General features: G+C 36.7%; 14 protein-coding genes. 6 read left to right on the plus strand and 8 right to left on the minus strand.

Translation table 11 applies throughout. The annotated features are described in order from the left end of the window. Positions 1-10 precede the first annotated feature (10 nt). Positions 11-1,459 carry a SusD/RagB family nutrient-binding outer membrane lipoprotein gene (locus tag QNI22_RS19455; protein ID WP_314513202.1) on the plus strand — a complete coding sequence of 483 codons (1,449 nt, stop codon included), beginning with the start codon at positions 11-13 and terminating at the stop codon, positions 1,457-1,459. 667 nt (positions 1,460-2,126) lie between these two features. Here the strand turns inward: QNI22_RS19455 and QNI22_RS19460 are convergent. From QNI22_RS19460 to QNI22_RS19475, 4 genes are read right to left on the minus strand one after another with little or no spacing between them, the layout of a single operon-like run. After that, a complete protein-coding gene (locus QNI22_RS19460; RefSeq protein ID WP_314513204.1) occupies positions 2,127-2,783 on the minus strand; it encodes a response regulator transcription factor in 657 nt (218 codons plus the stop codon). A 14-nt stretch (positions 2,784-2,797) separates the two neighbouring features. Next, the gene (locus QNI22_RS19465) at positions 2,798-3,583 is read right to left on the minus strand and encodes a sensor histidine kinase (RefSeq protein WP_314513206.1); all 786 of its coding nucleotides are present in this window, start codon (positions 3,581-3,583) and stop codon (positions 2,798-2,800) included. After that, entirely contained in the window at positions 3,544-4,206 is a 663-nt protein-coding gene (locus tag QNI22_RS19470; protein ID WP_314513208.1) for a hypothetical protein, read from the minus strand. Before QNI22_RS19470 ends, QNI22_RS19465 begins: the two co-directional genes overlap by 40 nt. Before the next feature lie 11 nt (positions 4,207-4,217). Continuing rightward, positions 4,218-4,763 (minus strand): hypothetical protein, encoded by a 546-nt coding sequence (locus QNI22_RS19475; protein WP_314513210.1) that lies wholly within the window; start codon positions 4,761-4,763, stop codon positions 4,218-4,220. A gap of 225 nt (positions 4,764-4,988) precedes the next feature. On the opposite strand from QNI22_RS19475, the gene QNI22_RS19480 reads away from it, so the two are divergent. The 5 genes from QNI22_RS19480 to QNI22_RS19500 all read left to right on the plus strand — a co-directional run bounded on the left by QNI22_RS19480 (position 4,989) and on the right by QNI22_RS19500 (position 8,801). Then, positions 4,989-5,426 carry a hypothetical protein gene (locus QNI22_RS19480; RefSeq protein WP_314513212.1) on the plus strand — a complete coding sequence of 146 codons (438 nt, stop codon included), beginning with the start codon at positions 4,989-4,991 and terminating at the stop codon, positions 5,424-5,426. A 279-nt stretch (positions 5,427-5,705) separates the two neighbouring features. Next, entirely contained in the window at positions 5,706-5,909 is a 204-nt protein-coding gene (locus QNI22_RS19485) for a putative signal transducing protein (RefSeq protein WP_314513214.1), read from the plus strand. A gap of 34 nt (positions 5,910-5,943) precedes the next feature. Continuing rightward, entirely contained in the window at positions 5,944-6,780 is an 837-nt protein-coding gene (locus QNI22_RS19490; protein WP_314513217.1) for a phosphatidate cytidylyltransferase, read from the plus strand. A gap of 242 nt (positions 6,781-7,022) precedes the next feature. Continuing rightward, the gene (locus QNI22_RS19495) at positions 7,023-7,676 is read left to right on the plus strand and encodes a carboxypeptidase-like regulatory domain-containing protein (protein ID WP_314513219.1); all 654 of its coding nucleotides are present in this window, start codon (positions 7,023-7,025) and stop codon (positions 7,674-7,676) included. 318 nt (positions 7,677-7,994) lie between these two features. Next, positions 7,995-8,801 carry a CRISPR-associated endoribonuclease Cas6 gene (locus QNI22_RS19500; protein ID WP_314513222.1) on the plus strand — a complete coding sequence of 269 codons (807 nt, stop codon included), beginning with the start codon at positions 7,995-7,997 and terminating at the stop codon, positions 8,799-8,801. Positions 8,802-8,862: 61 nt separating this feature from the next. On the opposite strand, the gene QNI22_RS19505 is transcribed toward QNI22_RS19500, so the two are convergent. The 4 genes from QNI22_RS19505 to QNI22_RS19520 form a co-directional block, all read right to left on the minus strand. After that, a complete protein-coding gene (locus QNI22_RS19505) occupies positions 8,863-10,143 on the minus strand; it encodes a type IX secretion system plug protein (protein ID WP_314513223.1) in 1,281 nt (426 codons plus the stop codon). 458 nt (positions 10,144-10,601) lie between these two features. Further along, positions 10,602-11,870, minus strand: a complete 1,269-nt coding sequence (locus tag QNI22_RS19510; protein ID WP_314513224.1) for a porin family protein — start codon at positions 11,868-11,870, stop codon at positions 10,602-10,604. A gap of 1,243 nt (positions 11,871-13,113) precedes the next feature. Further along, positions 13,114-13,608, minus strand: coding sequence for an NADH-quinone oxidoreductase subunit J family protein (locus tag QNI22_RS19515; protein WP_314513226.1), 495 nt, complete (start codon positions 13,606-13,608; stop codon positions 13,114-13,116). A 58-nt stretch (positions 13,609-13,666) separates the two neighbouring features. Continuing rightward, positions 13,667-14,569, minus strand: coding sequence for a 4Fe-4S dicluster domain-containing protein (locus tag QNI22_RS19520; RefSeq protein ID WP_314513227.1), 903 nt, complete (start codon positions 14,567-14,569; stop codon positions 13,667-13,669). Between the last annotated feature and the right edge of the window lie 77 nt (positions 14,570-14,646).

A 14,646-nucleotide genomic window follows, 5' to 3' on the forward strand; every position in this document is an offset into this window, starting at 1 on the left:
TTAATTCTCTATGAAAAAGATATATATAAGTGCAGTTCTGATACTTCTTACCTTGGTAAGCTGTGAAAAGAACTTTGATGAGTTTAATAAGAATACCAATGACCCCACCAGTGCAACAGCAGAGTCATTGTTACCACATGGTATCGAAAGTGCTGTTGACCTATATATGGGCAATGCAACCTATAGCTTGGGGATGGATGTCGGGAATCTGTGGCCTCAGCATTGGGCCCGTATTCAGTATGTAGAGTCAGATCAGTATAACATTCCAGCAGAGGTTATTGATCAGAGTTGGCGCGATTTTTATACAGAATCACTGGCAGATTTTAATAAGATCAACATCCTGGGACAAGCTGCTGGCAATGAAAACTATCAGGCGATTGCAATTATCATGCGTTCATGGGTATTTCAGTTGCTGACTGATATCTATGGTGACATTCCTTATTCTGAAGCATTAAAAGGAAGTGATGGTACTTATACGCCTACTTATGATAGCCAGAAAGATGTATATGCAGGTTTGGTGGCAGATTTGAAGTCTGCTAGTGATATGATTAATACAAAGACAGTTTCATCTACGGGAGATATTCTGTTTGCGGGCAATATGAGTAAGTGGAAGAAATTTGCCAACTCATTAAGCCTACGTATTCTGATTCGAATGATCGGGAAAACAGATGCTTCCATTGATGTGAATGCTGAAATCACCCGTATTCTAAGCAATCCAGAAACCTATCCTGTCTTTACCTCCAAATCAGATATGGCTTCACTAGCCTATCTGGCGCAATCTCCCAGTAACAATCCGATAAACGAAAACCGTAAGACACGTGATGACCACAGAATAAGCAAAACTATGGTAGATAAGCTAAAACTTTTCAATGATATCCGACTTACAGTGTATGCGAATAAGCCAGAAGCTGGTGGTGATTATGTAGGCTTACCTAATGGTTTGAATGCTGCCGATGCCAACTCTTATGGGCTTGCCAAGACTTCTAAAATTGGGTCTTATTTTACTGCAGCTACGGCTCCTGGTGTACTAATGAGTTATGCAGAACTATTGTTTATCAAAGCTGAAGCAGCCTATAATGGAATTACTGCTGCTGGAGATGTTGAAACAAACTACATTGATGCAATCAAAGCCTCTCACGAGCAATTTTCGTTGGCTGCGTCTGATACTTATCTGAGTGGTGTAGCCTATAAAGGAGGTAATGAAGGATATACTCAGATTATGGAACAGAAATGGATTGCCTTATTCGGGCAAGGATTGGAAGCATGGGCTGAACAACGTCGTTCTGGAATACCTGCTCTGACAGCTCCAGTGTCCAATTTCAATGACAACATTGTTCCAACACGTTTACCATATCCAAGTTCGGAAGAAGCATTGAATAGCAGTAACTTTGCCAATGCGTTAAGCCGTCAGGGTGGAGAGAATGATAAAAAACTAAAACTCTGGTTTGAGCAGGAGTAAAAGCCCGGTATTTATAACAAAAATATATAAATGTCAATCGCATTTTGTGATTGACATTTATTCTACAATGACTATACCGCTGTAAGTAATTTCAGGTGTGACAAAGAAAAGATCAGGATTTAACTTTTTTGATGTAGAAGTGAAACAACACGTTTATGAGTAGGTGGAAAGACAGTTTTCTTGTCATACATCTCTTTAAAGGGAGGATGCATCCAAAGAATATAGAATGTTGTGAGGCATATATATATACCTACAATAAGTGCAATTACCAACTTAAAAGAATCACCAAAGAGTTTTTGTACTACTTTAATCTTTCTGCTGGCAGAGAGAGAGTCTCTGTTATTCATAACTAGTTAAGAAATTCTTTTATCTTTTGACAGGCAATAGGTTTTAAAAAGGCGAATGTGCAGTTTTCATACTATTATTATGCACACAAAGCTTGTTTAGTAAAACGGTTGCTCTATTCAATTATTTCCTGCCAATACACAATGTTTAATTTTGAATAGATGTTCAAAATTAAATTATCTGTCTTTCTCTACCAGAAGTTTGTAGTATTTTTTCAAAGAATTATGAGTTGTTATTTCTTGTTTTAAGGAAAATGCCGGAAAAATACTAGTTCTAAACGAATGTACTCTAGTCTGAAGTGAGAGAGTACATGTAATGAAAATCAGATTTTGATAAGTGAATTTTTAATCGCATATACAACAAGACCTGTTCGGGAACGCACCTGAAATTTTTCAAACAAAGATTCTCGATAATTATCAATTGTATGAGGGCTTACATTCATTCTATCTGCGATTTCCTTATAGGTTAGTTCAGAAGAGCATAGCTCCAGAAACCTAAGTTCATTTGCACTTAGCTTTTTCCCTTTTTCTTCTATGATATCATTCTTTTGTAAGGTGTTCAATATCTTTCCTGAAACATATTCATTGATATAAAACCCCTGATTGTTGATTGTTTTAATAGCTGTGATGACTTCCGAAACTTTTGACTCTTTCAATAAATATCCCATAGCCCCACTTCTAAGCATTTCCATGATGGATGTTTCCTTGTCAGACATACTTAGAGCCAAAATTTTAATGTCAGGATAATGTTTGCGTAGCCATAATGTAGAAGCATGTCCATCCATTACAGGCATAGTAATGTCCATCAGAATTACTTGGGGCAAAGGATTGTGACTGGCTATTTTCTTTATCATATCCGCTCCGTCAGATGCGTCAAAGACTACCTGTATTTCTCCAGACTCTGAGAGTAAGTGTACAAGACCTTGACGAAACAATGTATGATCATCAATAATGGCAATATGTATAACTTCATTTATCATGGTAAAATAAAATTTTATGGATAGGGTACTTCTATCTTAACAGAGGTGCCTTGCCCTGGAGCTGTGTCAAACTGGACAGTTCCCTGAATCATTCCTGCTCTCTTTTCAATTGTATACAGTCCCATCCCGGTTTTCTGAGGTTTGTTTTTTGTAAAGCCTACTCCGTTGTCCTTTACTGTCAGCTGTAATGTATTAGTGTGACTTTCAAGCAAAATAGTTATTTGTGTAGCATGAGCATGACGAATAATATTGCTGATCAATTCCTGAAAGAGGCGAAAGACAATGACATCCTTGTTATTGTGAGATGAGGCTGGATTAAATTCCTTTTTGTTAAATGTAAGAGTATATCGTTCCAGACGGGATAACCAGTCCAGTTCCAGTTCAATTGCTGCGACCAGTCCACGTTTCAATAGATTCTCTCCATTGAGTAGTTGAGACAGATCTCGGATCTCTCGAATAGCTCGTCGGGTAAGTTCTGTGGCTGAGGTTAGCTTACGTGTGGAGCTAGCTGCATCCTCTAAGTTGATAGACGTAAGTGTAATGGTTGTCAGACTCAGAATCTGCCCGATGTTATCGTGTAGTTCGGCTCCAAGTGTTTTCAGCGTTTCTTCCTTTACTTCCATTTGTACTCTCAACATTTCCAGATCAAAATCACGTTTGAGTTGTTCTTTTTCTTCCTGGTGTTTCTTCTTTCGCTGATTGTATAAATTAACATAGCTTACAAGAAAGAGAGGTGCAATCAGGAAAATAACAGAAATGATTACGATGAGTGTTGCGACATTCTCAGGCGATATCTGCATAGGAAAGCATAAGACCAGCAGGAATATAAAATGATGTTAAGAATATTGATGATGTAGTATCTGATAGTACCTGTAATATTAGTAGTATCTGTCAAAACGTAATCAAATAACACATTACAGGCAGTACTGCCAAAGTAGAAAAACAATACACCATTAACCCACCAGAAAGGTGCATAGTGGCTTAGGCGTCTGAATTGTTCATCCTTAAGTATCAGATAATAGAAATACAGACTTGCTATGACAAACACTACAGACATGGCAATTACAGTTTTGAATGCAAAACTATTCATGTGATTGTAGATCATCTCACTAGTAAAGCTTATAGAAAAGGTAACAAGCCAGATAATCAGCCAGTTTAACCTATTCTTATAAGCTTTAAACAAGTAAAAGAAAAAATAACTTACCATTAGATTCTCAAAGACAAGCAGAAAGTTATATAAAAGGGAGTTTTGCTTATGCAGAACTTTCCACATATGCATGCCTGTCATCTCAATAGAACATACCAGAAGTAGATAAAAGCATAGCAGCTTCCAAGATGCCTCACTATCTTTATATAAACATATAACTCCTGTCAGGAAACAAATAATTTCTGCAACAGTACTAATGGTAAAATAGATTTCCATAAGTTATGATATTACTCCAATAGTTCTGCTCCCTGACATGGTGTAGGAGGAGGGCATAATCCAGCTCTGTTTATTGCGGTTGGTGCATCACTATCTAAACCCTTTCCTATATTTTTTGCTTTAAAATAATCCATATGGATACCACTCGAGTCTCTTGTTGGTACTAGGATCAGGGTATTATGGCCCCAGTATATTTTATCTGGAGCATGTGGATTTTTAGGGGAATAGGTACTATCATAGGCTGCAAAATAAATACGGACACCATCTCCGTTCTCTTTTTCTATTTTGCTGATAAATGCCTTTAGTTTCTTTAACTCAAACCATACAACACGTGTATTAGGACTTTCCTGAGTTAGACTTGTGGCGGGAATACTGTCAAAGGCATGGTTTCTACCAAAGTTATTGACATATCTCTGTGCTGTGTCACGACTGATAAAAACTTCTTTAAGGATTTCTTTTTCTGTTGTAGTGTCAGTGTTGTCCTGACAAGAAATCAATTCTGTAATTAGTAAAGTAAGAAGGATACAGAAAAAGGAGTTTTGTAATGATGATTTCATAATTAGATAATTGGTTTGAAACAAAAATCCATAAAAACCTCATAAAGGCAAACCTTTTTTTGTCTTTATTTTATCCTTTTAAAAAGGTTGTTTTCACCCTTTTTCAGCCTTTTAGTATTTATTACCTTTCGGCGCAGTAGTTTAATTATGAACCTTGTCTATATATAAATTATATAAAGGCTGGAAAATTCAATGCTACCTGTTACTGTATAATTTTAGCACAGCATGAATGCTAACAAGGATATACAATCCTTAATAGAAGAGAATCCTGCATTGGCACTTTGGCAATTTGTAGTAAGGGAAAACCTACTACAAGTACGTAGAGTGTCGTTTATCATTGACCCCCAGCATCCTGTCGTTCTCAATCAGTTACCAGAAATGGTGGCAGCCAATCAAATGATGCAGCTTTTTTTATCTGCAGGAGAACTGCATCCTTTAATTCCTGTAGCAGAAAAACAAGAAAGGAACCAGGATGAAGTTTACTTTATGGGTATTGCTTTTTTATTGGCCTTGGCAAGGATAAATAAAAATTCTGATTTGGTCTCAGGGTTGGAAGACGAATTACAGAAATACACAAATAGCAACTGGACATGTTTTCTTCAACAATGTATTGAAGACTATGTGATTTATTATACCAAATACGTTGGCGAAAACAAGCAATAAGTCACATATAACACCATAGCAAATTAGATTCTAAAAATCAGACCCGCTTTATCTGAATACAGATGTCTGGTTTCTTTTAGATGTTCCCCTCCCTTAATTACCTAACAAAGAAACTACTTGTTGAAAATTAGAAAATTTCGTTCTCTGGGTTTAACCTGTTTTTAATTACATTAGGAGTAGAATATAGTATATTTGCAGGATAACAGACTTATTCTTGTTTGGAAGTCATTATTTTATATTCCTCTGTCTTTGTATTTTAGCAAGTATTTAACTGTGATCATGCCACAATGGGAAAAATTATACGAATCACCGGTAGGATATCGCGCTGAAATGGTTCGGATTGCACTGGAAAGTAATAATATTCCAACAGTTGTTTTAAACAAAAAGGATAGTTCTTATCTTTTCGGCCATTTTGAAGTGTATGTATATCATGAACATGTTATTCAGGCACTCATTGTTATGGAGCAATCTAATATAGAGTAGGCAGACCTGATCTTAAATGATACCATCTTATACTGTGAATCAACATCTAACCAAGCTTTCTAATCTTCAGCAACGTATCATTGCCGCACTCATAGGCGGAATAGCCATAATTGGTGCTATATACTGGAACCAGTGGGGCTATTTTGGGGTATTTTTTCTGATCTGTGGATTTACTCTGCGGGAGTTTTATCAACTGGTTGGACTAGATGGCAATGCTCCTCTAACCTATTATGGTACTTTTACAGGCCTTTGTATTTTTCTGCTTACGTTTCTGATTGAGAAAAAACTAATAGGAATCGAACACTATTTCTGGATCTCTCCTATTGCATCAGTGATATTCTTTATTAAGTTATACAAGAAGAACGAGAAGAAGCCTTTTACCAATATAGCTTTTACCTTCTTAGGTATTATCTATGTGGCTGTACCGTTTTCTTTGTTGAATATCTGTGTGTTTCTGGAAGATGCGGTGTATAGCTATCAGGTGATTCTTGGTTGCTTATTTTTACTATGGGCAAGTGATACAGGGGCTTATTTTGCTGGAACTTACTTTGGGCGTACAAAACTTTTTGAACGGGTTTCTCCAAAGAAATCATGGGAGGGAAGTATAGGGGGACTTTGTTCTGCTTTGATTGTAGCCTCTCTGCTGGCATATTTCTTTACTGATCTTAAGTATTGGCACTGGTATTGCGTTGCCATTATTATAGTAGTAGCAGGGACATATGGAGATTTGGTAGAGTCCTTATTTAAACGGAGTATGGATATTAAGGATTCTGGAGCAAGTATTCCCGGACATGGAGGGTTTTTAGATAGATTTGATGGATTATTGCTTTCAGCTCCATTTATTGTGACTTTTTTACGCATTTTTGCCTGAGAATATCCTGCAAAAGAACAACTTGTCTGTAACATAAAATTGGTATACTATTTTTACGTTTTAGTAAAATAGAACATCAACTGGAAGAATGACTTGTCTGTAAATTTTTATGGAACAAAATGATAGACAGGTCAATGGCTGGCAGGTGTTCGTCGAGAATAATGGGGGCTGTAACGAAAACAAAGTCACCTTAGCCTGCTTTTTTGAATTAAAATATGTATCTTTCCTGAAAAAAGTAGACAATGAAGCCATTTTTTAAATTATTTACATGGAGTATTATAGTATTGGCCAGCTTTTTAATCGGTAAGGTAAATGTACAAGCACAAGGAAAAGTACATATTGTACAATTTTCGGGTCTTGTATTGAGTGGAGATGATGGACAACCTGTTGTAGGTGCAACCTTATATATTCCAAAGGCTGGTAGAGGAGGCGTCACCAATGAATATGGTGCATTTTCAATGCCAACTCTGGTTGGAGACAGCATTGTTATTACAGCTATTGGGTTTAAAAAGAGATTCTATAAAATACCTAATACAACTGATGAAGGACATTCTGTTGTAATAGAATTAAAAACAGATACCACCACACTTCCAATCGTTGAAGTATATCCTTATCCAACAGAAGAGTTATTTAAGAAAGCAATTTTAGCATTGGATTTACCAGATGAAGATCAGCAAAAGCAATTGGCAAAGAATTTTGACCCGGTTGCACTGGCAAAGATGACTCAAACTCTGGGGGCTAGTTCTGAAATGAATTATCGTTATATAACTCAGCAACAACTTAACTACACAACCAACCGCTATTTTAGTCCAACATGGACATTCCTGGACCCATTCCGATGGGCACAGTTTATCAAATCGTTGAAAAAGAATAAAAATAATAACAAGAAAAAATAAATTTGCCTTTAATTGTTTTATTGACAAACCCGACAACCAGCTAGTGTATTATTAATCTGTTTTGACAGATTTATACACAGAATCGCTGTCTTTCCTCAAGGAATGATCTAAAGGATTTTATCTTTCTAAGAATAAGGTATACTATTTTTACGGCGATTTTTTATAAAATAATTTTTCATCCCTTTTACCAATTATAGAAAATATATTAAATTAATTTAAGGAATAAACAATTTAATTTAATATATAGTTACCAATTGTAGAAGGTGACACATATTCATATAATATAACGCCAATATTGTGAGGGTCAGAATCATTTTCATGGTAAAAAATAAAGGTGGATATGTACCTTTTTACCACCAGTCTCTGCTAACGCAGCTAACGGACTCTCTGTTGGCTGGTAGCAAGGAAGTAGAGCAAAATACAGAATATAACTTTTCCGGACTGAAGGGGCAGACAAAAGTAAGCAAAAATGGCCTGCATTTTTATTCAAGTCGGGCTACACTTGTTTTCTCAAGTCAAAGTGTTGAAGTGATAGATACTTTTTTACAACATTTATTTGAAAGAGGAGAAATAGAAGTCGGTAACCTGCAATTAATTCCGGAAAGTGTTGAAAAAGAGCAACCTCCTGTTTTTCAGGAAGAGCTGAAGTGCGTATGTATATCACCAATTGTAGCTGTAGATCCGATTACAAATGATTTTTATGCCAAAAAGTTTATCTCTCCGGATACAGATACGTTCTCAGATTTTCTGTATGAATCAACAATGATGCGTATGGAGAGATCAGGAAGATTTACAGCGGATCAGATTGCGTCATTTTACCGATTCCAGATTATTCCGGATAAAACCTATCTTCAGAAGATAAAAGAAGGTGACAAGAAGTTTGCCCGCATTTATCCTATTGAAGAAAATGGGGTGAGGCATGAGATTCGGGGATACACTTTTCCTTTTGTCCTGTATTCGGCTCCGGAAGTTCAACAATTTATATTCGAATGCGGAATGGGTTATTTTTCGAACAAAGGTTTTGGTATGATTGATATTATCAATGCTGATCTGGTACGTCGGACTGAACCGTACCATTTTGAGAAACATCCTATGTCTGTTAACTCGTTTGATAAAAGGAACTAATTGTTTATCTCTTAAGTAAGCAAGGTGTTTTTAATAATTACCTTGCTTACTTAAGAGATAATTACCTGCGCTTATTGTGATCAACCATTATATAGCCAATAATCATGTCTGCTCTGGCTCCGGGAGGACGGTTATATACAATAATCTCATATACATTCTCTGTCTCAAAGTGGTTGCCTTCAAACCAGGCTTCGTCCAGTTTATTACCAGGTTTGGCTACCACATACCGAAAATTATAATACCCCTGCTTAAGTAGAAGAGAGCCTCTATAAACCTGGTCTTCCGCACTATAAGTCATACGGTTGGTATTGCTTGTCTGCCAATCGGTTAGGGCACCCCATATATAGACAGGCTCTTTCACAGGGTCTGCTTTCAATGTAAAGAATACGCGTACATAGTCGGCTTCAGTACTACCATTGCTAAACTCATACTGGTCTATAACAAACCGTCCATTCTGATCCACTACCTGACTGTAACCTTCCCGACTGCGAGATTCACCTACAGCCAGATAAACCTGTGTCGTATCCTGAGATGAATTGATTTTAGCTACATTTTGTCCAAGTGTACGTATACTTCGGATATCAAAGAATCGAAATTCATTGACACCCGGAAAGTTATTTTCAAGGTTAAATTGCCGATATTCCGCTATATGCTGATCTTCCCTTACTGAAGTGGGTTTGAGATTAGTAATCGTTGTATACCACTGGTAGTTTTGGCGGATTACTACCTTAAGATCCGTCCATGGGTTACCTACATTGAGAGTGCCATAATCGATGGTAAATTCTACCTGTTGGTTGGTGGTACGTTCAGTAATGCCCGTAGAAAAGGTAATTCTGGGAGTAATCACTGCTTGGGTATTGTAAACCACAAATCGGCGGGTGACAACCAAGTCTTTGGGATTGTTTTCGTGATAAACAACCAGAAGGTAATTACCGGGTAGCTTTACTTGTGGTACTTCCAGCCGTTGATGCGTATATAGAACTCGTGCATTGTTTCCCGAGAGTTGAGGTTGCTCGAAAGTAAACTCATTAAAACGAGGTGTGATATCCATGTCACTTAAATTGGATATACTCCAGTCCACATTACAGAATATTACTTTTGCTCTGTAATAGTTGATCTTATCTCCAAGTTCGTCAAACTCCAGTATTAGTGGGGTGGCTTGTTGTAGTGAGACTACTGGTGGTTGTAAGACAGCAGCTACCGGGTCAGAGCCTGTTGGATAAAACAAGACAGTACGAATCTGAGGCTCATACACAAAGTCTGTTGTTTTGAGTGGTGTTTCAGTAGCAAAGCTAAGCATTGCTATAAGCCATGCACATCCTGCAAGAGTATATTTTACCATACAAATAGATGAATCAGAAAATCAAATAAAACAATAAAAACGAAGGAATACCCCAGACAGGTTATATTTTATGCAAATCATTCTGTCTTCGCTTCCTAAGCATTGAATTTTATACAGATTTTTATCCAGTTCAGTTTCTTTTTTTGTTAGTTTATAATAACCTATGATATTATGTGTTTAGTTTATCAGTGTATTTTTATTGTAGCTATATATGTTTGAAAAGGTTAAAAATCCTATCCAAACTCAAGGGGGTTTAATAACTGTTCAGGAAAAAAACAATGCCTTTACCAGTATCAGTGGAACAAAGGCTGTAGATGGTAAAACGGCTTTTATATCTTCATATTCTCTAAGTATATTAGATGCTTCCAGTGTAAAATCGGTAATTACTGTGTCTACGGAAATAAAAAGTAGCTACCAATTTTGGTTGGTAGCTACTTTTAGAAAAAAGCGCTGTAAGCTTAATTCAATGCATATCTGAATATAAGATAGAGTGAGTTTTCAGAGCCTGAATTATATAAACCCTGAAATACACCTTTAGTATGTTCATACCGTAGTTCACATCCCCAGCGGTTCCATTGAATTCCTCCTCCTCCCTGCAAGCCAAATATTGCTTTCTCAAATGAGTCTGCATCTTTCTCGTTATTGCTTATTATATTACCTTCAGCATTTGTTATAAACGAATAGGATATACCTGCATTAAAGAATGGTTTGATTGTACGGGTTGCCATAGTATAACGTACCATAGCAGATCCTTTTATATATCCTACCTTCAGATGCCGGTCAAAGGCATTAGAAGTAGAGTAATCTGCGGTGATGCTGTAAGATCGCCATAAAATTTCTGTATAAGCGGACCATGACTTATGATTACGGGGCAATACAAAGTTAAAAGATATACCTACAGTTGGATCATACGATTTGTTGTAGTGTAAATAAGTTGTTCCGTTTTTATAATACGATGGATAGCTTTGTATATACAACGTCTGTACGCCTCCCGCTATAATACCTATTTCCGTTTTTGTTTTTTCAGTCTTTTGGATAAATTGTGTATTACTGGTACTAAAACATGTATTATACTGGTTTACAATTTTCGTTAGTGAATTTTTGGTATACTCTGCAAGTTTTATAGCCTTTGTCGCCTTCTCACAATCTTTGAATGCAACATTTAACTGGCCTTTATACTTTTGTAGTACTTGTATCTGCTTGCCTCCATTGTCCTGATCCAGTAGAAATTTCTGATAGCCTAATTCTTCAGGTAATTTCTGGTCTTTTTGTAGGAAATAATGAATTTTTTCCTGCTTATCCTTATAGGAGTATAAAGAGGCTGTCCCTCGAATAATAACTGTAAGAAATGCAGTATCTACTATAGTAAAATCTTTTTGCAGGAAATGATTGATTTCTGTTACCTCAATCATTTTGTCGGCTTTAATAGGAGTAGCATCTATCTTGCCAATATAGCTGATGTAGTATTCATTTGAGGATTGAACGTAAAAACTATGAATAGAGACAGGGGTATATTGTACAGGTTCATTGTCCTGAAGAGTCTTCTTAAATAAAATCTCTTTGGGTGACTTTTCCCAATTTTTGTCGTTAATAAATCCTCTAATTGTGTCATTTTGTGTAGTGACTATATAGCCATTTACATAGTTTTTCTGGGCAAAGGCAATTTTCTGCCAAAAAAAGATAGTAATACATAAGAGAATTCTGAAGAATAGTACGTTGGTTTTCATGTAGGGTTACTGTATGTAGAATAGATATGCGGTCTCGATGGGACCAGCAAGCAACTCTATATACAGGGAAATTACAATAGTAACCTAACAAAATATTTGTTTATCAGTTTGCTGATAGTGCACACTTCAGAGAACATATTCTGGAAAAGAATGCTAATCTGATAAAGAGTCTAGCCAGAGTCAAAATGTATCAAAACCTCGATCAACTTTTCAAAATATCAAAATACTGATTACTTCTCACAACTATCAGAATACCGATCATTATTTTGGTTGTGCATAGTTTACGGCAAGAAGAAATATTTCTGTAAACTATGCACAAAGCTTCCTGGATAACTAGAGAAGTGATTTTTTGATAATTGGATAAATCAAATACTGAACACCTCTAAAAATCCCTTCTGGATACTCTGTAACTCCATTTTTTTTTAACTGTTTGATATTCGCTGATGGCTCATAATCAGGTAGTAAATGTATTATGTTTGCTTGAGACTCTGTCCTGAAGTAATGAAAGGTTCATTGCTGGTTCTGATTTTGGATTTGGGGTGATTTTTTAGCCTGATTAGAGGTGTTTTTACTATATAGTACTCTTAGTTAATTAGTACATGAGCAGATAATGGTGAACTAGAACAGGTTTTGATATTTTTGTAATTTGCTGTGTGGTAGCTATTTGGGTTGGTTCATTTAATATTTTAATTTATCATAATTGTATATGTTGTTGATTTTTAGCGTTTTCTTATCTGGTTATTGGTTGGTAATTGCTTTGGGATTATGGGATTTATTGGTGCATATGCGTACCCCTTTATAGGGGGGTACGCATATGCACCAATAAATCCTCTGTTAAGCAATCCTGTTTGGTCTAGATCAACACATGGTGAATATGTATCCAGCGAATAGAATGGGTATATACGCATTGAATGATTTTTCAGAGAGATAAGATTTTAAAAAAACGCATTTTAATGCCTATACATTGCACGATATTGAAGTGAGATATGCTAGGAGCTGGTACGATGGACATAAGCGTTCTGATGAGCTATTAAAGGCCTTAAAACGATTGATAATACTTTTGTTTAAGTGAGGAATTGTAAATAACACTGGTTTTTGCCCTGTTACAAGATAAATAGACCTTGATAGAGTAAGCTTTATTCTGGCTGAATAAAAGTAGTTGGTTTTAAATTGTATTTTTCCACTATTGAAAAGCTGTTTTAGTAAAGCTAACACGATTAATTATCTTCTTCTCCAGAAGAGATTAAGAACGTTTCCTTCCTGCAATGTAAGCGGCTCCTATCAACGCTACCATCAGAAGTATACCCGCTATTTCAAAAGGAAGCAGATAGTCCGTCATTAGACCAATACCAATAGGCGTAACAGAGGACTGGGGTGAGGGTTTAGGTAGTGGAAACGATAAATTAGCTTTCAAAAAGGCAATGAAAAATAATACAAGTAATCCGCCTGCTGCCAGAATACCTGTAAACTGATTGATTCTGCCAGATATAGGTGCATGACCAGTGCCAGGACGATTGGTAAGCATAATGCCAAAAATAAGTAACACCAGTACACCTCCTACATAGATCATAATCTGAACAATGGCCACATAGTCAGCACCTGCCAGGACATATAAACCTGCTATACCCAGCAATGTAAATAATAATGCAAAGGCAGAATACAGGAGTTGTCGGGTCCAGAGTACTATTAGTGCTGACAGCACCGTCAATGTGGCAAAACAATAGAATGCGATATTCAAACTACAACTATGGTTAATAAAATGAGAATGTAAAGAAACAGAAAAACCACAGACTTGATCACTCATCAGTCTTTTTTTTAATCATAGGTTTAATTATAGGTTTTTTCATGACAGGTTTGGAAGGAGCCTGCTCAGGCTGGTTTGCTTCCTCTGTTTTAGTATCCTGTGGTGAAACTTCCTGTGTTGCCTGAGAGGTTTCCGGAGTCACTTCTGTAACAGTTGGCGTTACCTCTGGAATAGAAGGTGTTGAATCTGTAACTATCGGGTTAGTCACAGGTTTTATGGCCGGCTTCTTCATCACAGGCTTGGCTGTTGTTGGTGTTGAAGCTGTTTGCTCTACCGTTTTTTCTTCTGTTGGTTGAATAGCGGGTACTGATACACTATTTTTTGCCTGCTGTTTAGCGGCTTGCACAGCCTCATAGTTCTGACGTTTCTCTACCGCTTGTTCCGGTGACAGATCTGAGAAATGATAGATCATATCACGAATATCAAACTCACTGAAGTCGTAGGTTTTGGTCATGGTGAGGCATTCAGTAGGGCAAACAGTTGTGCATAGTCCACAAAAGCAACACTTGGCCATATCAATATCAAATCGTGCAGCATAGAGGCGCACAGAGTGACCATCAGATGTTTTGCGGATTTCTTCAGTTGATTTGACTGCTTCAATGTCAATGCAGCTTACCGGACAGATCTCTGCACACTTATCGCATACAATACAATCTTCCATCTCATTGTGCAGACGATAGCGGCCATTATCAGGTACTGGTAGTGACTCATATGGATATGTAAGCGTCACAATTCCTGTCTCCTGTTTAAAATAATCAGGATCTGTAATACTGATAGGAGTACGACGCTGACGTGCTTCCCAGATATGTTTTAATGATAGTTTCAAACCCTGCCAGGAAGAAGCAATTCCTTCCCAAATATTGCCAAAGTATGAATTATTAGCTCCTTTTTGCATAATCTCAATCCTCAGTTACAGACTCAAAAACAGCCTGACAATAAAATGTGTTCAAAACAAAGCAGGTTTTCAATATG

Origin of the sequence: Xanthocytophaga agilis (assembly GCF_030068605.1) — a bacterium.
In the GTDB taxonomy this organism is placed as follows: domain Bacteria; phylum Bacteroidota; class Bacteroidia; order Cytophagales; family 172606-1; genus Xanthocytophaga; species Xanthocytophaga agilis.

What these genes read in the sequence shown, in the direction of transcription:
- QNI22_RS19465 (WP_314513206.1), bottom strand. Translation starts at nt 3,583, where the DNA reads ATGCAGATATCGCCTGAGAATGTCGCAACACTCATCGTAATCATTTCT.
- QNI22_RS19495 (WP_314513219.1), top strand. Translation starts at nt 7,023, where the DNA reads ATGAAGCCATTTTTTAAATTATTTACATGGAGTATTATAGTATTGGCC.
- QNI22_RS19460 (WP_314513204.1), bottom strand. Translation starts at nt 2,783, where the DNA reads ATGATAAATGAAGTTATACATATTGCCATTATTGATGATCATACATTG.
- QNI22_RS19470 (WP_314513208.1), bottom strand. Translation starts at nt 4,206, where the DNA reads ATGGAAATCTATTTTACCATTAGTACTGTTGCAGAAATTATTTGTTTC.
- QNI22_RS19520 (WP_314513227.1), bottom strand. Translation starts at nt 14,569, where the DNA reads ATGCAAAAAGGAGCTAATAATTCATACTTTGGCAATATTTGGGAAGGA.
- QNI22_RS19500 (WP_314513222.1), top strand. Translation starts at nt 7,995, where the DNA reads ATGGTAAAAAATAAAGGTGGATATGTACCTTTTTACCACCAGTCTCTG.
- QNI22_RS19455 (WP_314513202.1), top strand. Translation starts at nt 11, where the DNA reads ATGAAAAAGATATATATAAGTGCAGTTCTGATACTTCTTACCTTGGTA.
- QNI22_RS19510 (WP_314513224.1), bottom strand. Translation starts at nt 11,870, where the DNA reads ATGAAAACCAACGTACTATTCTTCAGAATTCTCTTATGTATTACTATC.
- QNI22_RS19505 (WP_314513223.1), bottom strand. Translation starts at nt 10,143, where the DNA reads ATGGTAAAATATACTCTTGCAGGATGTGCATGGCTTATAGCAATGCTT.
- QNI22_RS19475 (WP_314513210.1), bottom strand. Translation starts at nt 4,763, where the DNA reads ATGAAATCATCATTACAAAACTCCTTTTTCTGTATCCTTCTTACTTTA.
- QNI22_RS19480 (WP_314513212.1), top strand. Translation starts at nt 4,989, where the DNA reads ATGAATGCTAACAAGGATATACAATCCTTAATAGAAGAGAATCCTGCA.
- QNI22_RS19485 (WP_314513214.1), top strand. Translation starts at nt 5,706, where the DNA reads ATGCCACAATGGGAAAAATTATACGAATCACCGGTAGGATATCGCGCT.